The 25,854-nt window shown below is 48.9% G+C and carries 17 protein-coding genes and 1 pseudogene; 9 read left to right on the top strand and 9 right to left on the bottom strand.

The window, feature by feature from the left end; translation table 11 throughout:
* Window positions 1–3: 3 nt before the first annotated feature.
* Window positions 4–4,212, bottom strand: a complete 4,209-nt coding sequence (fdhF, locus tag ACUALS_RS20435) for a formate dehydrogenase subunit alpha (protein WP_454449558.1) — start codon at window positions 4,210–4,212, stop codon at window positions 4–6.
* Between the two features lie 334 nt (window positions 4,213–4,546).
* Here fdhF and napG point away from each other — a divergent pair, with 334 nt between their 5' ends.
* The 6 genes from napG to ACUALS_RS20405 all read left to right on the top strand — a co-directional run bounded on the left by napG (window position 4,547) and on the right by ACUALS_RS20405 (window position 11,180).
* Window positions 4,547–5,308: a ferredoxin-type protein NapG gene (napG, locus tag ACUALS_RS20430; RefSeq protein WP_454449557.1), complete on the top strand. Its 762-nt coding sequence runs from the start codon at window positions 4,547–4,549 to the stop codon at window positions 5,306–5,308.
* Window positions 5,308–6,162 carry a quinol dehydrogenase ferredoxin subunit NapH gene (gene napH, locus ACUALS_RS20425; protein WP_454449556.1) on the top strand — a complete coding sequence of 285 codons (855 nt, stop codon included), beginning with the start codon at window positions 5,308–5,310 and terminating at the stop codon, window positions 6,160–6,162. Before napG ends, napH begins: the two co-directional genes overlap by 1 nt.
* A 333-nt stretch (window positions 6,163–6,495) precedes the next feature.
* Complete coding sequence (locus ACUALS_RS20420) at window positions 6,496–8,070, top strand: ATP-binding cassette domain-containing protein (RefSeq protein ID WP_454449555.1); 1,575 nt, start codon at window positions 6,496–6,498, stop codon at window positions 8,068–8,070.
* A 92-nt stretch (window positions 8,071–8,162) separates the two neighbouring features.
* The gene (locus ACUALS_RS20415; protein WP_454449554.1) at window positions 8,163–8,447 is read left to right on the top strand and encodes a MazG nucleotide pyrophosphohydrolase domain-containing protein; all 285 of its coding nucleotides are present in this window, start codon (window positions 8,163–8,165) and stop codon (window positions 8,445–8,447) included.
* Between the two features lie 92 nt (window positions 8,448–8,539).
* Window positions 8,540–9,007 (top strand): ASCH domain-containing protein, encoded by a 468-nt coding sequence (locus tag ACUALS_RS20410; protein ID WP_454449553.1) that lies wholly within the window; start codon window positions 8,540–8,542, stop codon window positions 9,005–9,007.
* Between the two features lie 211 nt (window positions 9,008–9,218).
* Entirely contained in the window at window positions 9,219–11,180 is a 1,962-nt protein-coding gene (locus ACUALS_RS20405; protein WP_454449552.1) for a methyl-accepting chemotaxis protein, read from the top strand.
* 47 nt (window positions 11,181–11,227) lie between these two features.
* Here the strand turns inward: ACUALS_RS20405 and copI are convergent, their stop codons facing one another.
* From copI to ACUALS_RS20375, 6 genes are all read right to left on the bottom strand, one after another.
* The gene (gene copI / locus ACUALS_RS20400) at window positions 11,228–11,764 is read right to left on the bottom strand and encodes a copper-resistant cuproprotein CopI (protein WP_454449551.1); all 537 of its coding nucleotides are present in this window, start codon (window positions 11,762–11,764) and stop codon (window positions 11,228–11,230) included.
* Window positions 11,765–11,836: 72 nt separating this feature from the next.
* The gene (locus tag ACUALS_RS20395; protein WP_454449550.1) at window positions 11,837–14,956 is read right to left on the bottom strand and encodes an efflux RND transporter permease subunit; all 3,120 of its coding nucleotides are present in this window, start codon (window positions 14,954–14,956) and stop codon (window positions 11,837–11,839) included.
* Between the two features lie 2 nt (window positions 14,957–14,958).
* Complete coding sequence (locus tag ACUALS_RS20390; protein ID WP_454449549.1) at window positions 14,959–16,665, bottom strand: efflux RND transporter periplasmic adaptor subunit; 1,707 nt, start codon at window positions 16,663–16,665, stop codon at window positions 14,959–14,961.
* Window positions 16,666–16,676: 11 nt separating this feature from the next.
* Complete coding sequence (locus ACUALS_RS20385; RefSeq protein WP_454449548.1) at window positions 16,677–18,020, bottom strand: TolC family protein; 1,344 nt, start codon at window positions 18,018–18,020, stop codon at window positions 16,677–16,679.
* A gap of 84 nt (window positions 18,021–18,104) precedes the next feature.
* Entirely contained in the window at window positions 18,105–18,509 is a 405-nt protein-coding gene (locus ACUALS_RS20380) for a hypothetical protein (protein ID WP_334474285.1), read from the bottom strand.
* Window positions 18,510–18,574: 65 nt separating this feature from the next.
* Window positions 18,575–19,006 (bottom strand): acyl-CoA thioesterase, encoded by a 432-nt coding sequence (locus tag ACUALS_RS20375; protein WP_454449547.1) that lies wholly within the window; start codon window positions 19,004–19,006, stop codon window positions 18,575–18,577.
* Between the two features lie 310 nt (window positions 19,007–19,316).
* Between ACUALS_RS20375 and ACUALS_RS20370 the strand changes: the two genes are divergently transcribed.
* A complete protein-coding gene (locus ACUALS_RS20370) occupies window positions 19,317–21,053 on the top strand; it encodes a methyl-accepting chemotaxis protein (RefSeq protein ID WP_039484030.1) in 1,737 nt (578 codons plus the stop codon).
* Window positions 21,054–21,111: 58 nt separating this feature from the next.
* Here the strand turns inward: ACUALS_RS20370 and ACUALS_RS20365 are convergent, their stop codons facing one another.
* Both ACUALS_RS20365 and ACUALS_RS20360 read right to left on the bottom strand, forming a co-directional pair.
* Window positions 21,112–23,079: an alkyl/aryl-sulfatase gene (locus ACUALS_RS20365; RefSeq protein WP_454449546.1), complete on the bottom strand. Its 1,968-nt coding sequence runs from the start codon at window positions 23,077–23,079 to the stop codon at window positions 21,112–21,114.
* Between the two features lie 121 nt (window positions 23,080–23,200).
* Entirely contained in the window at window positions 23,201–24,106 is a 906-nt protein-coding gene (locus ACUALS_RS20360) for a LysR family transcriptional regulator (RefSeq protein WP_454449545.1), read from the bottom strand.
* Window positions 24,107–24,242: 136 nt separating this feature from the next.
* On the opposite strand from ACUALS_RS20360, the gene ACUALS_RS20355 reads away from it, so the two are divergent.
* Both ACUALS_RS20355 and rsgA read left to right on the top strand, forming a co-directional pair.
* On the top strand, window positions 24,243–24,779 hold the full coding sequence (locus tag ACUALS_RS20355) for a GNAT family N-acetyltransferase (protein ID WP_454449544.1): 537 nt from the start codon (window positions 24,243–24,245) through the stop codon (window positions 24,777–24,779).
* Window positions 24,780–24,797: 18 nt separating this feature from the next.
* Window positions 24,798–25,844: pseudogene (rsgA, locus tag ACUALS_RS20350) on the top strand (ribosome small subunit-dependent GTPase A).
* The last annotated feature ends 10 nt before the right edge of the window (window positions 25,845–25,854 follow it).

Raw genomic sequence — 25,854 nt, 5'->3', positions numbered from 1 at the left:
CTTTTAGTGAGTAGCTTGAGGCTCTACTGTCTCTACCTTGACCGCAGCCACTTTAAACTCCGGTATTTTTGCATGGGGATCAGTTGCGGTGGTGGTTAATCGGTTCACAGGCGACTCAACAAAATGGAATGGAATAAACACCACACCTTGTTGAATTCGCTTGGTCACAAAGGCATCAATCTCAATCGAACCGCGCCGAGTGGAGACTCGCAAGCGTTGACCATTGCTAATGCCTAGCGCTTCTGCATCTTGGACGCTGATCATAGCTCTTGGACCGGCTAAGTTATCCAAACCTTTGGTTTTGCGCGTCATGGTTCCGGTATGGAACTGCTCAAGCACACGCCCAGTAGTCAGGACTAAAGGAAAATCCTCGTCCGGAAGCTCGGCCGCATAGCGGAATGGCACCCCAACCATTTGTCCTTTGCCGCGAGTAAATTGGGTTTGGTGCATAATCCTCGTGCCGTTCGGGTTGTTTTTGTTGCTTGGCCACTGCACGCCATCTGGGGTGATCGCCTCCCAACGAAGCCCTGCATATTGTGGCGTCACGCGAGCGATTTCGCTGGTGATGTCTGATACTTCTTTGTAGTGCCAATCCCCACCCATGGCGTTAGCGATTTGTTGAATGATCCACCAATCTTCTTTGGCTTCTCCCGGTGCTTTCACTGCTGGATTGACGCGTTGCACGCGCCGCTCTGTATTGGTGAAGTGGCCTGATTTTTCGGCAAACGAACAAGATGGCAACACAACATCGGCATATTGAGCGGTTTCAGTTAAGAAGATGTCTTGCACCACCAAGAAATCGAGCGTCTCCAATCCTTCAATAACATGAGCTTGATTAGGGTCACTCAGTACAGGGTTTTCACCCATGATATACAGGCCGCGCACATCTCGATTGCAGGCACCATCGATGATTTCGGTTAGCGTCAAACCTGGCTCTGAAGGAAGGTTTGGCGCGTCCCATTCAATAGCAAACTTCTGACGAATCATTGGGTTGTAGACTTTCTGATAGCCAGGGTAATTGTTGGGTAGTGCGCCCATATCACAAGCACCTTGCACGTTGGATTGACCACGCAGCGGGTTGATACCGCCACCCTCAATGCCGATGTTGCCGCAAAGAAGCTGCAAGTTAGCAATCGAGCGAACATTGTCGTGTCCGGTTGTATGCTGGGTGATGCCCATGGAGTAGTAGACCGCAGTGCGCTCGGCGGTGCCGATCATACGTGCCATAGCAAAGATGTCGTCGCCACTGACCCCCGTGACCAACTCAACTTTGTCTAACGCATAGGCAGGAGACATCACTTCTTGGAGTAGGGTGTCAAAGCCGTCCACGCGCTCTTCGATATACTCTTGGTCGTACCAACCATTTTTGATGATTTGCTGCATGATACCGTTAAGCAGCATCACGTCAGTCCCCGGTCGATGAGCAAGGTAAAGCTCGGCGTGATCCGCCATATCAATGCGCTTAGGGTCCGCCACAATCAAGCGTGCACCGTGGTGGCGAATCGCCTGCTTGATGTGAGAAGCGATGATAGGGTGAGCCGAGGTGGTATCTGAGCCGATAATAAAAATCACATCCGAGTGTTTGATGCTCGGGATGTCATTGGTCATGGCACCACTACCCAGAGACGCTTCGAGACCAGTGACGCTAGAGGCATGACACAATCGTGCGCAGTGGTCGATATTGTTGGTGCCAAGCTCACGGCGAATAAACTTCTGGAAAGCGTAGTTGTCTTCGTTAGTGGTTTTAGCGGATGAGAACCCAGCGAGTGCGTTGCCGCCAAAGTCTTGTTTGATGGCGGTGAACTTCTTGGCGATAAGCGCAATGGCTTCATCCCAACTTGCGGGTTGTAGCCAGCCATCTTTACGTATCAGCGGCGTGGTTAAACGAGCATCATCGCTGATGAAATCAAATCCGAAACGCCCTTTCACACAAAGCATGCCTTCATTGACCGGAGACTGCGCCCCAGTAACATGCATGATTTGGTTGTTTGCCTCATCGACATGCACGGTCAATTTACAGCCCACACCACAATAGGTACAAATGGTGTCGACCTTTTTCAATACTTCTTCACGTCCTTGAGCGCGGTCACGGCTGTCTACCATGGCACCGGTTGGACACGCTTGAACGCAGGCACCACATTGAACGCAGTTGGAATCGCCCATCAGCAAGCGCCCATTTTTGCTTGAACCAAAGTGCGGTCTGTCATCAGGGCGCAGTGCAGGGCGGCCATGTTGGTCATGGACAAAGTTGAGAATGCCATGCACCGCTTGTTCGCTACAGGCTTGAATACATTGACCGCAACTAATGCAGCGGTTGGCATCGAACTCAATGAACTCAGAACTGCGGTCGACGCTGAATTTATGGCGTGAATCTTTCGCTCTTACATTGAGCCAATCTTGATGACTTTTCACTTCAAGGCCAAGCTCAAAGTGCTGCTCGGCACCATATTCAGTTGAGTAGTCTCGCAGATCGCAACTGGTGTTGGCTTGGCAACCACACTCTAGGCAGCGCGCCGCTTCTTTGATGGCCTCTTCGTTGTCAAAGCCGAGCTCGACTTCATCAAAGCTCTGTTCGCGCTGAGCTGGGGTGAGCTCTGGCATAATCGAGCGAGCCACTTTTTGGAAGTTCTCGAAGTGGATTGGATCCACTTGCGCCAGTTTTTGTTCTTTACGCGAGTTGAAGGCTGGCGCTGGCATATCGGCCATGTCGCCATTGAGGAACAGGTCGATCGCTTTGGCGGCGATTCGGCCGTCTCCAACCGCTTCAACGGCGGTTGCGGGGCCGCGGCGAAAATCACCAATACTGAAAATATTGCCTGTACCCGTGTGCATGGTTTGTGGATCAGACTCAGACGTGTTCCATCGAGTTAATGGAATCGATAAATCGTCACCTTCTAGAAAGCTCAGATCAGGCTTTTGTGAGACAGCGGCAATCACGGTATCAAATGCTTGAGTGAAAAACTCTCCGGTTGGCTCTGGTCTGCGGCGACCTGACGCATCGGGCTCGCCCAGCGCCATTCGTTCTAAGCGAACTTCTTTCACGTGGCCGTTTTCATCTGCAATGTTTTCAGCCGGGTTGGTTAGAAACAGAAACTTAACGCCTTCGTGCTCAGCCTCTTCAATTTCGTAATCTTCGGCTGGCATCTCTTCGCGCGTCCGGCGATAGATAATTGTGGTGTCTGCCCCTGCGCGGCGAGCGGTTCTCGCGCAGTCAATCGCAGTATTACCGCCACCAATCACCGCCACTTTTTCACCTGTGGTGTAGGTTTGCTCGGTGACAAAGTCTTTTAGGTAATCGACCCCAAGGTAGCAGCCAGTAAGTTCACTGCCAGGGTATTTCATCTCGACCGCTAAGGAAGCGCCAACCGCAAGGCAGACCGCATCATAGTCGTCACTCAACTGGCTCAGTGAGAGGTTTTCGCCAAGCTTTTGCTCGGTTTTTATCTGCATACCATTGCGGCACATCAGCTCGATTTCTTTATCGAGGATCGCTTTTGGTAGTCGATATTCAGGAATGCCATAACGTAGCCAGCCACCTGCTTTTGGCATCGACTCAAATACGGTTACGTCATACCCTTCGTTGGAAAGATAATAGCCCGCCGTTAAGCCACCTGGCCCACTGCCGACAATGGCGATAGAGAGGTTTTTATCGGCTTTCTTTTCAGGCGTGTAGGCTTCTTGCGCTGCTAGGTCGGCATCTGCGGCGTGGCGTTTCAATTGACGAATGGCGATTGACTCATCCACCAAGGAGCGGCGACATTCACTTTCACAAAAGGCAGGGCAAACGCGGCCAATCGATAGTGGCATCGGCAGCGTGCGTTTAATCACTTCAATCGCTTTTTTATGATCGTTTTGTGCGATGAAGTAAAGGTACGATTGGATGTCTACCCCAGCTGGGCAGGCAGTTTTGCACGGCGCTTCGCAGTCTGCATAGTGATCTTGCATGATGCGGTTGAGTGCCTGACGGCGATGCTCGCTGAGTTGGTCTGATTGCGTTTTAACATTCAGACCGCGGTAGACTTCGAGTTCGCAGGCGCGCTGAGTGCCGCCGCTTTCTACCTCTACCACACACAAGTCGCAAGGCACTTTCTGATTAGATTTATTTAGCCCGCATAAAGAAGGGATCTCTACCCCACATACTTTGGCTGCTTCTAGAAGGGTTGAACCCTCTTCCACAATTCGATATTTGCCGTCGATTATGATTTCTATCATAAGACCCCCGCAGCGTAATTTACAAAGCCTTACATTTTATAAGGATAATGCCTAGCAAGGAAAGTTCGTGTGACAAAAAACTCAATTATTGCATTTTTATCATTTAGACCACTGGTGTTGTATTTGTTTTCAGCGCTCTGCTTCCGTGCTAGTTGACCAATATGCGCCCTCAAACAAGCCCATTAGTTGATTCTTATCAAGTCATCTCTCATACACCTCTTTGGAGGTATATGCCCTTATCACGTGCCGTGAAAATATCCTTATCATAATTGTGGTTGCTATGCTTAACGTGCTCGTTGAGCGAAGTGAGTCTGCTGGGGTAAGGAAGTAAGCCATGACGGATGCAAAATCAAAAACATCGCAAAGCCGACGTCGGTTTTTACGAGATGCGGCAAGAACGGCAGCGGGCGTTGGTGCGGCTGCGACGGTACTTGGGCTTCAGTCGATGCAAAGCCAAGCGAGAGATGGTTCTGGCGTGCCAATCAGGCCACCGGGTGCTCTACCAAAAGGCGAGTTTGAAAAAGCGTGCATTCGCTGTGGATTGTGCGTACAAGCCTGTCCTTACGATACCCTAAAGCTTGCCACACTACTCTCATCGGTCGAGTCAGGCACGCCGTATTTTAATGCGCGGGAAATCCCGTGTGAGATGTGTGAAGACATTCCATGTGTCCCCGTTTGTCCGACTGGTGCGCTAGACCCCAACTTAACCAATATTGACGATGCTCGCATGGGCACCGCGGTGCTTATCGACCATGAAAGCTGTTTGAACTGGCAGGGGCTGCGCTGTGATGTGTGTTACCGAGTTTGCCCCTTGATTGATGAAGCAATCACGCTTGAACATATCCGTAATGAACGAACCGGCTATCACGCCAAACTGATTCCCACTGTTCACTCAGATAAATGCACCGGCTGTGGTAAATGTGAAGAAGCGTGTGTCACTGAAGTGGCGGCGATTAAAATTATTCCGACAGAATTGGCCAAAGGCAAAATGGGCGCTCACTATCAGCTTGGTTGGGAAGAGATCAATAAGCCACTAGAGAACAGTGCGCCTGAAGTGCCGAGCGAAGCGCTGGAAACCTTGGGAGGGAAGTTGTAATGGCTAAGAACCTCGCTAAAGATGCCGGAAAAGATGCAATAAAAACCTTAGGCTGGTGGCAAGCGCACCGTTTTTTGCTGCTTAGACGACTCTGTCAGTTAACGATCGTCGCTTTGTTTATGGCAGGACCAACGCTAGGAGTATTAAAAGGCAATCTCTCCTCAAGTAACTTGTTTGATGTGATTCCAATGAGTGATCCTCTGATTGTGTTACAAACCCTAGCCGCAGGGCACTTACCTGAAATAACGGCGCTAATGGGCGTAGCCATTGTGGTGATTTTCTATGCGCTAATCAGCCCAAGGGCATTTTGTGGCTGGGTTTGCCCGATGAATATGGTCACCGATCTGGCGGCGTTTTTGCGTCGTAAACTCAATATCAAAACCAGCTACCGTTGGTCTTCTCAATTGCGCTACTGGTTGATTCCCGTATTGCTGATCGGTAGTGCCGTCTCGGGCAGTGTTTTATGGGCTTGGATTGATCCTGTTGCTGCGCTGCATCGCGGGCTGGTGTTTGGATTTGGGGCGAGCTGGGTGCTGATTGGCTTGGTGTTTGTGCTCGATTTACTCTTGGTTGAACATGGCTGGTGTGGCCATTTATGTCCACTGGGTGCGACATACGGGGTGATAGGGCGCAAGAGCTTGCTGCGAGTGGCTGCTGTTCGCCGTGAAGATTGCACTAAATGTATGGATTGCTATTACGTTTGCCCCGAACCGGATGTGCTGCGCCAACCGCTGAAAGAAGGTGATAAACGCGTCTTAGACCAGAATTGCATCAGTTGCGGGCGGTGTATTGATGTGTGTGCTGAGAAAGTGTTTGAGTTTCAAAACCGAATTACAGTAAAGCAGATTGAATAACCACAATCCCTTTTGGCCGGCCTTGATCAAATAGATTGAAGCCGTGTTGCAACTGGTCGCGTTTTATTTGCTATGTGGCGAAAAACTGCTCTATAATCGCCGCATCATTTCTTAAGGAGTTTACGCCAATATGAACAACTAACACCTGTTATCCACCTTTACATCATATTTTGGATTTCACAGGGTTAGTCGGCGTAGCTTCGTCTTAGCTTATCAATAGCATCAACACGTTATGTACCTTTAGAGGTGCTCTTCCATGTTGGCTCGTAGAGTACCAATTGGATCCAACTCATTGCGGCCGCTACGCCTAATCCTGTTTTACAGGAGGCAAATATGCCAGTTATACAAGCGCACAAAATCAGTTATCAGTTCAACAACGGCGATGTGCTGTTCGAAAATATCTCATGCACTCTGTCAGCAAGGCGAGTGGGTTTAGTCGGAAGAAATGGGATTGGTAAATCCTACTTTGCAGACATGCTCGCTCAAAAACGCACGCCGACCTCGGGAAGTGTCGTTACTTCGGCCAGTGTCGCGTGCTACAGCCAATTGCCGTCTCAGCTACTTGAAAGCTCGATCAGTATTGCCGAGTTTCTTGGTTACCAAGAGAGGCTTCACGCAATTGAACGCATTGAGAAGGGCGATTGCGATCCTAAATGGTTCGAGATTGTCGGTGAAAATTGGCAGCTTAAACAGGCGTTAAATAACGAGTTAGACGCCCTTGGCTTACCACCTAACCCCAATTTTTCTTGCAAGAGTTTGAGTGGTGGTCAACTGGCCAGATTGCAGCTGTGGAAGCTGTTTCAGTCCGACGTCGAACTGCTCATTTTGGATGAGCCGTCTAACCACCTTGATCAATTGGCAAAGCAGTGGTTGATCGAGCAGATGAATCAATTCCAAGGCCACCTTGTGTTGGTAAGTCACGATCGACAGTTGCTACGGAAAATGGACCAGATTTGGGAGCTGAGCCAACTGGGGCTAACCCAATATGGGGGCAATTTCGATGCGTATGAGGAGGAAAAACAGCGCGAGCGTACTGCACTCGAACGCCAACTGGATGCGGTAAGAGGAGAGCAGCATCGACTGGAGGTTCAAGCGCAGAAAAATCGCGAAAAAGCGCAGCAGCGAGAGTCTCAAGGGAACAAAATACGCAAATCAGGTAGCCAATCCAAGTTGATCCTCGATGGCATGAAGAACAGCGCAGAAAATTCGGTGTCGAATCGGCACAAAAACGAGAACAGTCGCCGAACCAAGCTTGAGCAAAAAGAGCGGGCGCTCAGTGAACGCTATGAACAAGTTAAGCAGCAAAGGCTATACCTTGAACAAGGGGCATCTGGGCGCGGTAATGTATTCAACATGGTGGCGGCGGTGCTTCCTTTTGGATTGGGTACCCCTTTTAATCTCGCGCTGGAGGCGGGCAGCAAGTTGCACCTTTCAGGCGGTAATGGTTCGGGGAAATCTACGCTACTCAAAGTGTTGTCGGGGGAGATGGGCTTAAAAAGCGGAGAGCTGCATGTCAATCGTGCGGTTTGTTATCTTGACCAGCATTTTGGCTTGCTGAGTTTGGAGCATTCACTCCTTAGCAACATGAAGCACCACTGTGAAGGGATGCTAGAAAGTGACGCGCGAACATTGCTTGCCGGGATTGGCTTTCGTACGGACAGTGTGTTTCGGTTGGTGAGTGAGCTCAGTGGCGGTGAGAAGATGAAACTGGCGATGCTTATAGTCAGTCATCAACCTCAATCACCTATTTTACTACTCGATGAGCCAGACAATCACTTAGATCTCGACTCGAAGCAGATGCTGGCTGATGCGTTAAAACGCTACCAAGGTGCCTTTATTCTTGTCAGCCATGATGAGGATTTTGTTCGCGAGAGTGGCGTTGAACGCACTTTTACTCTTACAACCTAAGCGTAGGGTTGCTCATCAAGTGTTTGATTTTATGTGATTAAGGTTTATAAAATGCATCACCAAGCGAAGGATAGACCAAAGAAAAGGATGTTATGAAGTTATCGGAGCTGCAAAACCACATAAAAGAGTTCGATTATGCCCCTGAACAATCCGAGCACTACTTCTTAAAACTGATTGAAGAGGTAGGGGAGTTGTCGGAAGCGATTCGTAGTGGCACTGGTGGGCAACCAAGCTTTGAAGAACTTAAAGGCTCGGTAGCAGAAGAGTTATACGATGTTCTGTACTATGTCTGCGCGCTTGCCAATATTCACGGTGTGGATCTGGAGGCTACCCACACCATGAAAGAAGTGCTTAATAAAGAGAAGTACAGTCGTTGAAGCAAGAATTAAGCCCCAGCCCTACTGATGCCCGTTTGTGCGGGCTTTTCTGTCATTCAAACTAATACTAGAGATTCAACGGAGAATGAGTCATGGAAGAAAGATATGAAGACTATTTTCAGTCTTACACCAGCACTTTATCAGCGTCTCAACTGGCGGAGATTGACGGCGTAGAAACCACCTATTTTTGTGATGATGAATACAACACCAATGAGTGTGCCAGACTTGTTTCAATTGGCAAAAAGCGCGCGACGTGCAGCGTGAAAGAGGCCTATAAAATTGAAGGAGAGCCACTGCCTAAAGTTGGTCAACACCAAATTGTATTGGATTGGGAAAAGAACCCAGTCTGTATTGTCAAAATTATCGATGTGGATTTTTGTCCGTTTGGGCAGGTCAGCCGCGAGTTCGCTGAGTCGGAAGGTGAAGGGGATGGCACTTACGAGTGGTGGTACAAAGCACACAATGACTTTTTCACTAAAGATTGCGCGTCTGCGTATGGCATTGAGTTTAACGACTCCACGGAACTTGTCCTTGTGACTTTTGAGCTTGTCTACAAGTGATGCGGTTTTAGAACGCGTATTGGTTGTCATCGCAGCCAGTCGTTCAACGTCGATGGTATCTTGCCCCTTTGTTGCTTTAAAGAGGAATTCAGCTCACACATTTACCCCCAGATGGGAAAACTGCCCAAGTCGTGACTACACTTACGTGACTAATAATAAATAATAAAAGACGTTGGCTTTCTTTGATAGGAAGGTTTTAGGAACGCGCAGTATGAAGAATAATGGTCCAGTTACCCAGCGAGAAGTGCATTTCGCTGGCCGCAGTGATTTGGTGTCAGTGACAGACACGCAGGGAAAAATTAAGTTCATAAACGATGAGTTTGTATCAATCAGTGGGTTTTCTCGCGAGGAGCTAATCGGTCAAGATCACAATATCGTTCGGCACCCGGATATGCCGCCAGCGGCGTTCAAAAGTTTGTGGGCCACGGTTAAAGACGGCAAAGTGTGGCGCGGCATCGTAAAAAACCGATGTAAGAATGGTGATCACTATTGGGTTGATGCGTTCGTTTCGCCCATTATGAAAAAGGGTAAAGTGGTTGGCATACAGTCTGTTCGCTCGGAGCCCTCTAAACAGCAAGTTGCAGAAGCAGAAGCGCTGTACAAGAAAATGAGAAATGATTCTTCTCTGGAGTTGCCTGGCCCTTCATGGGTTGAAAAACTAAGTTTTAGGCACGTGTTTGCGGTATCTCATCTTCTCCTGCTGGCTGGTGGAGCCTTTCTTGCGATACGATCTTTCTTATCTCAAGACATTACGTCAGCCGTCATCGCTTTTGTCTTGGTGGCGATTGCGTTGCTCAATTGGTTCATAATCGGTGCGCGAGTTCTCAAGCCGATTTCGGATGTCGAGCAAATGATAAAAAGCATGTCTGAAGGAAATCTCGCCAGCAATATTGTGCTTGGTCGGCAAGATGAAATCGGTTTATTGGCCCAAGCGGCCAAAATGGTGCAAGCACGCTATAAAGCCATTTTAGGTCAAGTGGTCGGTACCGCACAGGCTGTTGTGCAGGATTCGGATCAAGTCTCATCTGACAGCTACAGTATGCAAACCATGATGGCTTCTCAATCATCGCATACCGCTCAAATTGCCAGCGCTATGACTGAAATGGCAGCGACGGTCCAGCAGGTAACTGAAAGTACGGTGTCATCTTCTCATAAAGCGCTTCAAGCCAAGCAAAACGTCGAAGTGGGAGACCACTTGATTGGTGAAGGGCTGGATAAACTGTCTAACTTTTTAACCGAACTCGACGCGACGATTGCGCAAATTGCCACGGTATCGGAGCAAAGCCAAAGTATTGGCCAAGTTATCAACACAATCAGCGATATTGCGGAGCAAACCAATCTGCTAGCACTCAATGCTGCAATCGAAGCGGCACGTGCGGGTGAGCAAGGTCGAGGTTTTGCGGTTGTGGCTGACGAAGTCCGCAATCTCGCTCAGAGAACACAGACCGCGACAGAAGATATCAAATCTATGTTGGAAAACTTGCAGCAGGGTGTGCAGAACTCATCAACTCGAATTTCTGATAACAATGTGCTAGCGCAAGATGCTTATGAAGGAGTGTGCAAAGCACGAGAGACCTTCTCAGATATCATTGATCTGGTGAGCAGTGTAAATGATATGAGTGCTCAGATCGCGGCGGCTTCAGAAGAGCAGTCTACGGTTGTTCAAGATATGAACAAATCAGTAGAGGAGATCAGTGAAAAAAGCGCTCATACCGAGGAGGGCGCTCTGCACTTGCAAGCAAAAGCGAAAGGGTTAAGTGAGCGAGCGCTGGATTTGAGAGCTCAGTTGGCAGACTTTAAGCTTGGTTCGGAAAAGCGCGTGGACTTTACTGATGTGAAGAATGCGCATCTCGCTTGGAAAACGAAAGTGAGATCCTATTTAAACGGCGATCATGGAGCTCTCGATAAAAAAGTCGCCTGTGATCATCATATGTGCGCGCTGGGCAAATGGTATTACGGCAAAGGAAAGAGCCTCTATGGCTCAGAGCCCACATTCAAAGCGCTGGAAGCGCCGCATGCTAAATTGCATGGAGTGATAAAGGATGTTTTGGACCGGATGGACAGCGGTCAACACGAACAAGCCAACAAACTATTTGAGCAAATAGAGCCTATTTCGCTGGATGTAGTCGGTAAAATTGAGAGTTTAGAAAACGCTATTAATAGCCGAAAATAAAATTCTCAGTAAAAGTCGCCAGGGTTTGCTGGCGACTTTGTTGATCACTACAAGGTGATCTTTTTCACCATACCCGCTTCTGCGTGGCCGGGAATGTTGCAGGCAAACTCAACGTTGTTATCGCCGTGGAAGTGCCATAAAAGCTGTTTTGCTTTGCCCGGTTTCACAGTGACAGTGCTGCCAGAATCGTGCGCGTGGCTGCCCATGTTCTTCATCATTTCACGGTGTTTCAGTTGCTCTTGTGCTGAACCAATGGAAAACTCGTGGTCAATTTTTCCAACGTTCATCACCACAAATTGCACCACGTCATTTGGCTCGATCCTCACGTCTTTTTTGAAGTTGATTTTCATGTCATCAGTCAAAATAACGTGCACGACCTTGTCTGGTTTTGCGCCCTTGGCAGGCATTCCAACCGCAGACATACCTTCCATATTCATCATGTTCGAGTGATCCATTTTACTATGATCCATCTTCATCTCACCGTGGTCCATGTTCGAATGGTCCATTTTTGAGTGATCCATTGCATCGGCAAGTACGCCTGTGCTGAACATGGTAATCGCTAGGGTAATCAGTGTTTTTTTCATGGTGTGTTCCTCTTTTAATCGGGTATTGCGTATGTCGAGCAGCTCATTGGCTCGACATACGATTGCTTGGTGTTAGTTAACTTCGTGTTGTTTCCAGAGTTTGAACAGAGCCGGTAAGACCAACAGCGTGAGTAGAAGCGCGGAAGCCATACCACCTATCATTGGTGCGGCGATTCGCTGCATCACTTCTGAGCCTGTGCCGTCTCCGTACATGATTGGGATAAGACCAATGATGACAGTCAACACCGTCATCATCACAGGGCGAACGCGTAGCCCCGCGCCTTCGCGAATGGCATCGGTAAGGTCTTTCGCAGTGAGCGCTTTTTGCTCTTCTTCTGCGTGGAGTTTTTTGTAGTGCCACGCTTGGTTGAGATAAACCAGCATGATCACGCCAATCTCGACCGCGACACCGGCAAGGGCGATAAAGCCAACGCCAACCGCAATGGAGAAGTTGTAGCCGAGGTAGTGCATCAGCCATAAGCCTCCCACCATCGCGAGCGGCAGTGTAAGCATGATGATCATCACTTCTCCGACGCGGCGGAAGCTGAAGTAAAGCAGCAGCATGATGATGGCAATAGTGATAGGCACCACGACACTCAACCGCTCTTTGGCGCGCTCCATGTATTCGTATTGACCCGACCAAGTGAGCGAGTAACCCGCAGGAAGCTGCAATTGCTCTGCGACAGTTTGCTGCGCTTCAACCACGTAAGAGCCCAAGTCGCGGCCATCAATGTCGACAAATACCCAACCATTCGGGCGTGCATTCTCGGTTTTGATCATCGGTGGGCCATCTTCGTAGCGAATGTCAGCCACATCGGCGAGTGCGATACGTGCACCGTTCGGAGTCACCAGCGGCAAGTTTTGCAGTTTCACTACCGAGTCTCGGTAATCTTGTGGATAGCGGACGTTAATTGGGTAACGCTCCAGTCCTTCAACGGTCTCACCCACGTTCATTCCGCCTACCGCCGTAGAGATGACTTGCTGGACATCTTTGATACTTAAGCCGTAGCGAGCCGCGGAGCGACGTTTAATGTCAATGGTGACATAGCGTCCACCCGCAACGCGTTCCGCATAGACAGATGCCGTACCTGAAATCTGGTTCAAAATGGGCTCTAACTCTGAGCCAATTTGTTCGATTACCTTGAGGTCAGGTCCGGCAATCTTGATACCGATTGGTGTTTTAATACCGGTGGCTAACATGTCAATGCGAGTTTTGATTGGCATGACCCATGCGTTGGTTAATCCCGGAAACTGCACCAACTGATCAAACTCTTTGCGTAGCGACTCCGTGGTCACACCGTCGCGCCACTCTTCTCTCGGTTTGAGCTGAATGACGGTTTCGATCATGGTTAATGGGGCAGGGTCGGTTGCCGTTTCGGCGCGGCCAATTTTGCCCCAAACGGTTTCCACCTCAGGAACGGTTTTGATGAGCTTGTTGGTCTGCTGCAGTAGCTCACGTGCTTTACCAATGGAGATGCCGGGGTAAGTGGTCGGCATGTACATCAAGTCACCTTCGTCCAATGGCGGAATGAACTCGCTACCCAGTTTGCTGGTTGGATAGTAAGCCGATGCGATTAACGCCACCGCGAGCAGGATCATTGTCTTAGGGAAGCGCAGACTCAGGTTCAGCAGCGGTCGGTATAGCGCGACCAACCCTTTGTTCACCGGGTTCTTATGCTCCGGGAGTACGTTGCCACGGATAAAGTAACCCATCAGAACCGGCACCAAGGTAATGGCGAGGCCTGCCGCCGCCGCCATTGCATACGTCTTGGTAAAAGCAAGTGGCGAGAACATCTTGCCTTCTTGACCTTCCAGTGCGAACACTGGCACGAAACTTAACGTGATGATAAGCAGTGAGAAGAATAGGGGAGCCCCCACTTCTTCTGCCGCTTTGCCGATCACTTGCCAGCGGTTTTTGTCCGTTAGCGGGGTACGTTCTATGTGTTTGTGAACGTTTTCAATCATTACGATTGCGCCATCGACCATCGCGCCTATCGCAATCGCAATGCCGCCCAAAGACATGATATTGGCGTTAATACCTTGCCAGTGCATAACGATAAATGCAGACAGGATCCCAACAGGCAAACTGAGGGCGATCACCAGTGATGAACGAATGTGGAACAAGAACAGTGCACAAACAACCGCCACAACGATGAATTCTTCTGCCAGTTTCTTCCATAGATTTTCAACTGCGGCATCAATCAAGGTTGAACGATCGTAGGTGGCGACGATCTCCACGCCGTCTGGCAGGCTGCGTTGAAGTTCTGCCAGTTTGGTTTTGACATTGTGGATTACCTCACTGGCGTTTTCGCCAAATCGCATCACAATCACGCCACCCACCGCTTCGCCTTCACCGTTGAACTCGGAAATGCCACGACGCATCTGTGGGCCAAGATTGATGTCTGCAATGTCCCCAAGCAAGAGTGGTGTGCCTTTGCTGGTCACTTTGAGCGGCAAAGATTCGATGTCTTCGATGCTGCTGAGGTAACCAGTCGTGCGTACCATGTGCTCAGCTTCTGCCACTTCAATGACGGACGCGCCCGTTTCTTGGTTGCCGTTTTGAATCGCCATGTTGACCTGTTGCAGCGTTAAATCGTAAGCACGCAACTTAGCGGGATCGATTTGTACTTGGTACTGTTTGACCATGCCGCCGACAGTCGCTACTTCTGAAACGCCGGCTACGGTCTGCAACTCGTACTTTAAGAACCAGTCTTGCAGGCTGCGCAGCTGGGCAAGGTCATGCTGCCCGGTTTTATCTTGTAGGACGTAGCTGTAGACCCAGCCCACACCTGTTGCATCAGGGCCGAGTGTTGGTTTCGCGCTTGGCGGCAGCTTAGGGGCGACTTGACTCAAGTATTCGAGTACCCGCGAGCGAGCCCAATACATGTCAGTATCATCGTTGAATATGATATAGACGTAGGAGTCGCCAAAGAACGAATAGCCGCGTACCGTCTCTGCTCCCGGAACCGCGAGCATTGCGGTGGTGAGCGGGTAGGTGACTTGGTCTTCAACCACTTGCGGCGCTTGACCCGGATAGCTTGTTTTGATGATAACTTGCACATCCGACAAATCGGGAATCGCGTCCACTGGGGTATTTTTTACACTGTAAAGTCCACCCAATACGATCGCGAATGTCGCAAGTAACACTAAGAATCGATTGTTAATCGACCAACGAATGATTGCACTGATCATGGTTAGCCCTCTGCCGCTTCAAGTTTCTTCAACTGATAGTCAGAGCCTTGTTTTTCAACTAGAAAGCGAACCTTTTGTCCTTCTTCAAATCCAGATAAGTTCACCTCTTCACCGACCGAAAAGTTCATTTCCCCCGTTTCCCAGTTCCATTCGGCGACCGGCAAGTGTTTGAGTGTGATCATGCCAAAATCCGCCATCAACATGGTGATGTCACCCGTCACCCATACTTCTGCGGCAATGATGCTGTTGTCTGCTTTGATATCGACAATCTCATACTGACCGGAATTGGTTTTCTTCATCTCAAACTCAATCGCTTGTCCTTTGTTGAGATCGCTCATGTCTACGTTTTCTGCCAGATTGAAGTTCATCACCATCCCTGGCCAGTTCCACTCTGGGACGGGTTGGTGGTTGAGGGTCAGCATGCGGTGCCCTGCCATGACATCTGTGATTTCGCCTTTGGCCCACACGGTTTCAGCGGGTGGCTCAATGCCGTTGATGCGCGATAAGTCGGCCGACTGGCTCGATTCTGAGTCGAGCATAAAGTGGGCAGAAGTGACGATACGATCGTTTTGAGTCAGCCCTTGCAACACTTCAATTCTGTCGCCCGCTTCACGACCTACTTCGATACGTGCGGAGCGGTATTTGCCTTCTCCTTCAGTAAGCACGACTCGAGTCATGCCCCCTGAGCGAATCACCGCCGACTTTGCGACCGTCAGTACAGATTCGTCGCTAACAGGTTGCAGCGCAATGTTGGCAAACATGTTGGGTTTGAGCTCACCGTTTGGATTGGGGAACTTGAGGCGTACGCGCAATGTGCGAGTGTTTGGATCGAGAATGGGATAAACATAATCGACCACGCCTTGCCACTCATTGCCCGGAATCGCATCGAGTGTCATGGTTGCTTGGCTGCCCGCTTTCATCCAATGGGTTTGACGCTCGAACACCTCTGCGTCGACCCAGACATTATCGAGTGGGCCCGCGCTAATCACAGCTTGAGCAGGGGAAAGGTAGCCACCTTCACGGATGTTTAGGCTGGCAATCACGCCGTCTGCGGGGGCTTTTATCTCAATGGTTTGTGAGGCTTTGCCACTGCGCTTAATGGCTTGGATTTGGCTGCGATCGACGCCAAGCGTGACTAAACGTTCAGTCGCTCCTTTCACTAAGCCACTGCGTCCGGTTCGATAGGCGTTGAGCAGCTCTTCTTGGGCTTTTACCAGCTCTGGCGAGTACAAGCTAAACAGCACATCGCCTTTGGCTACTTTTTCCCCCACTGCGTTAATATTGAGTTTCTCAACCCAGCCAGCAACGCGGACGTTGGTTTGCCATAGATGACTTTCGTCAAAGGCAATGTAACCGACAGTCTCAATGCGTGGGCTCAATGGCTCGCGAAGTACGGATTCCGTTTTTACCCCCAAATTGTTTTCAACTTCAGGAGAGATTTTTACCGTGCCGGGTTGGCTGTTTCCACCGGCAAGGTCTTCTGCATAAACGGGAATCAAATCCATGCCCATGGGAGATTTACCTGGCTTGTCACGCTTGTAATTGGGATCCATAGGCGCAACCCAGTAGAGCGGTTCGTTACTGTCGGCTGCGTTTGCCGATGTCATCGCCGTCATATCATGATTGGCGGAAATGAAATGCTGATTGGCTACAAAGCCGAGTGCGCCGCCAACCAGCAAGGCAAGAGTTGCCACTTGTAATGTTTTCATTGGGTTACCTTCTATTTGCTGAGTTGAGGTTGAGAAACTTGGTATTCGAAACCACCCAGCAAGGCTGCAAGATTGCTGTTGGTGATATTGAGATCGGCGATCAACCGCTCTTGTTCGACTCGAAGAGCGAGTTCGTCGGTGGTGGCTGAAATCACATCATTGAACTGCGCAGTGTTGTTTTGATAACCCCTTTCGACGGCCTTGATGCGCGCGTTCGCTTGAGGGAGAAGCGTGTCGGTATAGCGGTCGAGACGTTGCTGAAGCTTCTCGCGATCAACAAGCAGTGCATTCACTTGTGCATTCATTTGCGAAAGAAGTGAATCTTTTTGAGACTGCGCCGCCCCAACTTGATGCTGAGCCGCCGCGAGATTTCGGTCTTGGCGGTTGTCCGTAAACAGCGGAATGTCCATCGTCAAATAGGCACTGACTAGATCGGAAGCCGGTTCGCCCATCATATTGTTCGCTTGGCGGTACGCGTACATGACTTCAACACCAAACTGGGGCGTATAGGCTTGTTCAGCGATGTCGACTTGGGTTTGGTTTGCGGCAATGTTGATGTCTGCCATTTTGACCATTGGATGCTGGTTTAAGCGGCGGTAGTGGTCGACGGAATTGGGCTCCACAATGCGCTCAAGTTTATGCCAGTTGAGTTTATTATCGGCTTGGATATTATGCGCTGAGCGAATCCACTCAGAGCCCAGCCATTCTGAGAGTTGCGAGACAATGCGACGCTGCATTTGGCCATTGGCTTGGAGTTTTTCATCCAGTTTGGAGATCTGCAGTTGGGCATTGAGTAGATCTTGCGCTTCGCTCTTACCAATGGCGTAGTTGGTCTGAATGAAACGTTCCATCTCACGCATCAATCCTTTGTTTTGTTCAAGGATGCGTTGCGCCGACTGTTGGTAGCCAAGTTCAACCCAAAGCTGAGTGATACGGTTGACGACATCGATCTCCCGATTTTGAACTTGAGCCGCAAGACCGTCGGCTTGTGTATTGGCTTTCTTTTGTTGCAGCTCTAAGGTTGAGCCGCGTTCAAATTGCTGCATCAACCCAACTGACACATTGGTCATTGGGTCTTCATCAAATTTGAAACTGTCGACAGGCAAGCCCCCAAAGCCCATTTTCAGTTTTGGGTCCATGAGCGTTGAGGCAGCCACGCCGGTTTCGCGCATGGCTTGTGACTGAGCATAAAACTGATAACGAGTCGCGTCATTGCTCAGAGCTGAGTGAATTAATTCAGGGAGTGTCGGTGGCACCAAATGCTGTTGCGTTACGGGTTGTGTTGCCGCCAAAGCATTGGACGCCCATAGTGCAGAGCTAACAGAGAGCGCTGCTATCGTCGCAATATTTTTCACAGTGTAATCCGTTGTTATGTGCAAAGCGCACGAGTAAACGACTCCTCAGTCAAGGCTGAGAAGAGGACAAAAAAACGAACGGATTTACGCTATTGGGGGGCGATAGAGCGAAGCTTGGCGATAGATTGCGTGGCCATGGGCTTCTGGGAGGATCAGGGCGAGATAAGAGGTGAGGTGAGTGAGTTGGTCCTGTGGCGAAAACAATGCAAACACAGTCACGCAAACCGATCCACAGCAGTTGTGGGCCTTGTCGCTGCCCGAATCACATGATGGCTGCGCGGGTTGATTGGAATGCGTTTGATTGGTTTGGTGATGGCTCATCTCGGGGGAAGAGGTCATCGCGCAATGCGTGGCCGCTTCGGTTTCAACGTAACTGCTAGACAGCATTTGAAACGTCATCAGTGGTGCGCTGGATGCAAAGCTCGACATCAGCATTGCGAGAATACTGAATAGAGAAATCCAAATTTTGCGAGTCAGAGAAACGCTCATGTCGCACCACTAAATCAAAAAGATTTATTGAGTATAGAGCTTACCCTAGGGTTAAGGTCAAGGGCTTAGTGCTGCTCTTCTAAATCTAATATTGCTTGCTTGACCAAGTCTGGGACGAGCGCTTTGCGGTTGTTTTTAAAGTCGAACATCACACAGGTTGCCTTACCCACGGTGCTGATTTGCCCAAGTTTTTGGCTAACAATCTGATACTCCATGGTAAAACGGTCATCTTGCAGGTCCACAACGCGAGAACCAATCAGCAAGGTATCTGGGTAAGTGATGGGCAACTTATAACGACAACTGGTTTCCCCAAGCACAGGACCAATGTGACTGTCGGCGATATTGACCAAAAGCTTGATTTTATCAAAGTACTCCAAGCGAGCGGTTTCAAAATAGCGGAAATAAACCACGTTATTGACGTGTTGGAGGGCATCCATTTCACCCCAAGCAACTGGTACTTTCGTTATAACAGGAAAGTCTTTGAGTAAATCGTCCATTATTCACCTAATCAGAATCATAACATTGAGTTTTTATTCTAATTGGTTTTAGAAGCAGAGAAGCAAAAATGTTATCAAATTGTGATCTAATGATGCGCGGTGTGTAATCACACGTCCGCTCAATGAAGTGTGGTATGGGCTGCAATTTAATAGAAGGGTGACGGTAAAAGAGACGATTGGTCATTGCGCCAACGTTTTCGCTGGCTTACCATTGTCAGCGGAACGTTATCTAACTGGTTAAATAAATTAGATATTTTACCATCAAGGATGCAAGTTTATTCAATCTTCACTTTTAAGGATGTAAAGTGTCATGAAGAACATTTCGTTCAAGAATAAAATCGTAGTACTCATCATATCTATTATTTTTACTACGATTCTCACATCATTTATCAGCGTAAATTATTTCATTAGTCACTATATACAACGTACTGATACACAAAGCATTACTCACAGTATTGACCTCATTCAGCAAAAGCTCGAAAAGGATCTGCAAAGCAAGCTTAATCTCGCAACTAGCCTAAACTTTAGCATGATGGATATTAGTGAAACGAAAGAGAGTTCAGGCTTTTATCGTATCGTTAAAATTGTCAATGGTTATGCATTTGATGACAGTGGTAACATGAGTGATGAGGCCGCTGAGCAGTTTATCGCACAAGCGGAATCACACGGAGAAGAAATCAAAATCAGCCCCGTTACCATGATGGACGGCTTACCTGTGATTACTTTTTCAATCAAACGCTTGGATGATTCGGTCGACTTTTTTGTGCTTAACTTGACCGATCTTGGCAAGGTGATCGATGTCTACACGTATCAAGGCAGCTATGCGGAATTGACCGCAGGTAACATCAAAATCTTTTCAAACACTCAGGCGGGTAACTTTACGCCAGTAAATCGCTCGATTGAACTGGGTGAGCAAACTTGGCAACTTACCGGTTACATTGACAATGACAGCATCGCAGCCAACACCGCGTCGCTGAGTTGGAACGTGACTATTGCGCTGGCGGTAATCGGCGTCGTGATTGTTGTGTTGAGTGTGTTGCTGCTGCAGTACTCGTTCAAACCGCTAATGCGCCTGAAAGAACTGGTTGCGGACTTGGCGCAAGGAAATGGCGATTTGACTCGCCGCCTTAGCGTAGAAAAGCAAGATGAAATTGGCGAGATTTCCAGTTCGATTAACCAGTTTATCGAGAAGTTACAGACCATGTTTATTGAGGTGTCTGACTCTTCGAAAGGCATTGATTCTGCGGTGCGTGATATCAGCCAGCAGTCATCGTCGAATTTGCATACGTTAAATCAGCACACGCAAGAGACAGAGCAAGTTATCACGGCAGTGGAAGAGATGAGCGCCAGCGCGGTCTCTATCGCCCAAAGTGCAGAAAACGCCGCCCAATTGACTGAGCAAGCCAACCGTTACTCTGAACAATCGAAGCAAACTGTTGCCAACGCCGTTGAGAGCGTGAGCAACTTAGTTGAGCAAGTGACCTCGATGTCGTCGACCATCAGCACCATGGATGAAGACACCAAGCAAATCAGTACGGTATTGCAAGTGATTGGTGAAATTGCCGAGCAAACCAACTTACTCGCACTGAACGCTGCGATTGAAGCGGCACGTGCTGGTGAGCAAGGTCGAGGTTTTGCGGTGGTTGCGGATGAGGTTCGCGCCTTGGCTGGACGCACTCAACAGAGTACGTCTCAAATCAATGAGATGCTGCAAAAGCTCAAAGAGACGACCAACAGTGTTGTTAATGAGATGGACGTGACGCGTCAAAGTTGTGAAGCCACCGCAGAGCATACCGAACAAGTTATGCTATCGCTCAATGAAGTGACAGATTCGGTGACCGAAATTAATGAAGTGAATATTCACGTTTCCACTTCCGCTCAGCAGCAGCGTCAAGTGACCGATGAAGTCAGCCGCAATATGGTGGCGATTCAAGACATTATTCACACGCTCAATGGCAACGCATCACAAGCCGCTGCAGTCAGTGACGAATTGAGCGGCACATCGCGCAATCTCAGCAGCGTCGTCGCCCAGTTTAAAGTGCAATAACAACAAAGCCCGCGGACTGCGGGCTTTTTTATACAACTATTTAGACATTGGGCTTGGGTTAAGGTGTTACCACGCCAAACCACATATCAAACTGGTCAAACACAGACATGAGTTTGTTGAACTCAACTTGATCAGACACTTTAAAGTGACCCGCTTTGATTTCCTCTCCAAGAGTAGATTGCTTCGTCATCATGTTTTCGAATGCTTGGCGTGACAGAGTAATGGTGAAGTCGGCCTCTTCAAATTGCTTGTCAGAGTAGGACTTTAATACCGAGTTACTTAAATCCATGGCGTATTGACCATCGCCTTTGACATCGATATTCACTTTGATATCTAACCCTTTCGCCGCGTCCGGTTTTACTGTTACGCCGAGATAGTTCATGAACTGATCAAACGGCATGTTTTTGGCAATCGCCGCGGTGTTCGGCGTTGCGACAGGTTTAATTCCTTCACGTAGCTCTTTAGCGCCGCCTAGGTAGTAATTGCGCCATGGGCCAGATTCGGCTTGGTACCCGAGCTGCTCCATTGCATCCGCTTCAAGGTAACGAGCGTCCATATTGTCTGGGTTGGCAAAGGTCACGTTGTTGAGTAGCGTCACTGCCCAGCGGTATTCGCCTTTCGCTATCGCGGCTTCTGCCAGTTCGATCACTTTCTCTTCGCCACCAATGGCTTCGACGTATTTGGCGCCTTGCTCTGTTGGTGTCAGCGGATTTAGGTTAGCAGGGTTGCCGTCCCACCATGCGCCAAAGTAGAAGTCATAGGTCGCACGTGCGTTGTGTGACACTGTGCCGTAGTAACCGCGGTTGTACCACTCTTTACCGAGTGAATCTGGCAACTGAATAGAAGCGGAAATCTCGTTCGGAGTGTAGCCTTTATTGGCGAGACGCAGAGTTTGGTCGTGGACAAACTTATACATATCGCGCGTTTTTTCTAGCTGATTTTGAATGTTCTCTTTGCCAAAGGTTGGCCAGTGGTGAGACGCAATCATGGTGTCGGCTTTGTCACCATAGGCATGGAGAACGTCGTCGATGTACTCCGCCCAAGAGGAAGCATCACGGGTTTTAGCACCGCGCAGTGTCGAGATATTGTGCACTGTGTGCGTCATCACTTCCGCAGCCATCATGGTTTTGTATTGAGGGAAGTAGAACATGAACTCTGACGGCGCTTCTGACTCTTGCGCCATGACTACCTCAAGTTTTACGCCGTCAACTTCCATCTCTTGGCCGGTAATGTTGGCAATATGGGTCGGTTTGACAATACCCGGCGCACCAGACGATGTGGTTTTGCCTAAGCCGCCATCGACTTGACCTTTGCGACTGGCCTCTAGCAAATTGCCGTACATGTAGGAAGCGCGGCGTGACATGGTATTGCCTGCCATTAGGTTTTCAGCAATCGAGTGATCGAAGAAGCCTTCAGGAGCAAGAATATCGACTTTACCTGCATCGATGTCTGCTTGGCTGGTGACGCCTAAGATGCCACCAAAATGGTCAACGTGTGAGTGGGTAAAAATAACGCCAGTTACCGGAAGGTCTTCCACGTTGTCGCGTAGCAGTTTCAAGCCCGCTGCCGCGGTTTCGGGAGAGATCAAAGGATCGACTACTACCCAGCCCTTGTCGCCACGAATAAAGGACATGACGGAAAGATCAAAGCCGCGCACTTGGTAAACGCCTTCTTTGACTTTAAACAGACCATCAATGTTGTTCAGTTTGGCTTGGCGCAGCAGTGACGGGTTAATGGTGTCGGTGTTTGTGTCTTGGTCGATAAAGTCATACTTAGAGAAATCCCAAATGACGTTGCCACCGGCGTCTTTGATGGTTTTCTCTGGCCAGGTAGCAATGAAGCCACGAGAGGCATTATCAAAGTCACTTTGGTTGGCGAAGTTTAGGTATTGTTTGAGTTGTTCATTTTTCGCGATAGTGAAGTTTGATGCTTCCTTCGGCGCACTCGTGGTTGGTGCGGCGAAGCTAAGAGTTGGCGCAAGAGTGGCGAGAATTGCCAATGACACGATAGATTTTTGAAGTTTCATAATTTATCTCTCTCTTTTTGGGCGAGCTGACCAGCGCTCGTCGATGGAGAGATAGTAGAACTGGTGGATTAATCAATCGATAGACCAAAGCTAAAAAGTGGATTAAGTTTTATTTAATCTACTACGAGGTTCGAAACTGCGCTGTGACGTTGAGTAATGTCTCTTTGAGCCACTGATGACCGCTGTCTTGTCGCTGTGACTCGTGCCACGTCATATAGACGGGAAGGGTATTGAGCTCAAAGGGAAGAGGAAGAATCTGCATCTGGTTGGCAGGCGCTAATAGATTGGCGTGCCATTGGCTAGTCACACAGAGCCAGTCGGTTTGCGCTGCCATCATAACGGCGTTGCAGATAGAATCCGTTTTATAGACGATATTGCGTTGCGGCTGAGTTTTAATACTCAGTGAGTCGACGATGTCTTGGTTTAATCTCTGCGTACCCCACAACAAGTGCCGCTCGGTAAAAAATTGCTGGTGGCTTATTTCTTGGCGGATTCTCGGGTGATCATGTCGGCAAATCACGACAAGTGGGAGCTCAAACAAAAGCTCGTTATGATACCCATGCTCATCCAGTGGTGTGGTGGCGAGTATGATGTCGACGCGACGCATTCGCAAATCCGCTTGACGATTAGATTCATCGGTATGCTCAATGTCGGCACTCAGCTTTACGTTTGGTGCATGCTGGTCACGATAATCAATCAAAGGCGGCACAATCATCAAGTCGAGATCTTTGTGGCTTGATAGGCGAAATGTTCGGTTGCTCAGTGACGGATTAAATTGCTGCCTCGATTTAGCGCCGTTTAACAGTAGATTGAGTGGCTCTTGAATTTCCTCATGCAACTCTACGGCAAAGTTGGTCGGGGCAATGCCACGCCCTTTGCGGATCAGCAACGGATCTTGATATTGCTCTCTAAGCCGATTCAATGCTTGGCTGACCGCTGGTGCCGTAATCCCAAGGCTGTCTGCTGCTTCATTAACACTGCGTGTTTTCATTACTACATCGAAGGTTTTGAGTAGATTGAGATCCATCTTATTTCCTAACATCGGTCAATTACGACTCATCATAACTGGCTTAAGAGTCCGAAGAAATATTTACTCTTAGAGTATTGACCTGTCTACAGCTTTACAGTTTATCCTCGAGCTATTATCAATAGAGGGTTATATTGTGGAATACAAACTATTTAGACCAGAACAAACGCAGCAGATTATTGAATTGTTTACGCGTACGTTTAGTGACTCGGAGGGTGAGGCAGAAGGTAAGGCGATTGGTCGCCTCGTCGCAGACCTTTTAGCGACGACAAGTTGTGAAGACAGATATGTGGTGGTTGCCGAAAAGGAAAATGCGATCTTTGCGAGCATTCTGCTAACGCGTCTGAGCTATGATTCACCAGAGCAAGCATTTTTAGTCGCGCCAGTGGCGGTGGCAACTCAAGTGCAAGGTAAAGGCGTTGGTCAGGCGATTCTCAATTATGGGTTACAGCTTCTGCGTCAAGAAGGTGTGTCACTGGCTTTTACTTACGGCGACCCAAATTACTACGCTAAGGTAGGGTTTGAAACTGTGTTAGAAAGCGATTATGCGGCTCCGTTACCACTGAGCTATCCGCATGGTTGGTTGGCTCAATCCTTAACAGAGCAACCACTTTCTGCGATTCAGGGTTCAAGCCAGTGCGTGGCAGCATTTAACAAGCCTGAGTTTTGGTAGGCTTTTGGAGAACATCGAATGGGTAATGAACATCCCTCATTGCAACAACTCGGCTGGAAGCCCTATTTCCAGCAGCAGTTAGACCTTACTGAGTTGGAGACGCAATCAATCGGTCGTGTCATTGAACAGCACCGAAGCCAAGTGATTGTGATGACCGATTCTGGACGTGTAACGTTAACATTGACACCTAAGTCGGACAGAGTGTGCGTCGGCGATTGGGTCACGTTCGATGATCAACATCGACTCAGTCGAGTTCTCGAACGTCGCTCGCTGTTTCAGCGTAAAGCGGCGGGTAGCAAACTCGATACCCAGTTGATTGCCGCCAATATTGATAGTGTTTTTATCGTCTGATCGCTCAATGATGACTTTAACTTAAACCGCATCGAGCGTTATTTGGCGTTAGCTAAAGAAGCAGAAGTTGAACCGATCGTCGTGCTGACTAAAGCGGATCAGTGTGAAGAGGTGAGTGAGAAACAGAGTCAAGTACAAAAGCTAGATCCTTTGTTGTTGGTTCACGCGATTAATGCACTGGACGCAGAACATCTTAAAGAGCTTGCGGGTTATTGCAGCACAGGGAAAACCATTGCACTGCTTGGATCTTCTGGCGTGGGTAAGTCGACGCTGGTCAATGGACTGATGGGTAAAGAAACCATGGCGACTGGAGCAATTCGAGAAGATGACAGTAAAGGCCGCCACACCACGACCTATCGTTCACTTCAATGGCTGCCACATGGCGGATTGTTGATGGACACACCGGGGATGCGCGAATTACAACTGAGTGCTTGTGAACAAGGGATCAGCGAAGCGTTTAGTGAGATTACTGAGCTTGCCGAGCAGTGTAAGTTTTCAGATTGTAGCCATACCTCTGAGCCGGGTTGCGCGATCTTACGTGCGCTAGAGGAAGGGAAACTGGAACAACGCCGTTTAGACAGCTATCTAAAGCTGATGCGCGAGCAAGCCTTCAATAGTGCAACACTGGCGGAAAAACGCGCCAAAGATAAAGCGTTTGGCAAAATGGTTAATACGGTCCAGCAACAATCTCGCTCATTCAAACAAGGGCGATAAAGGCTAGTTC

Source organism: Vibrio sp. NH-7 (genome assembly GCF_053643215.1).
Note: the sequence above shows the minus strand (reverse complement) of the source record. Positions and strands in the feature narration are given on the sequence as shown.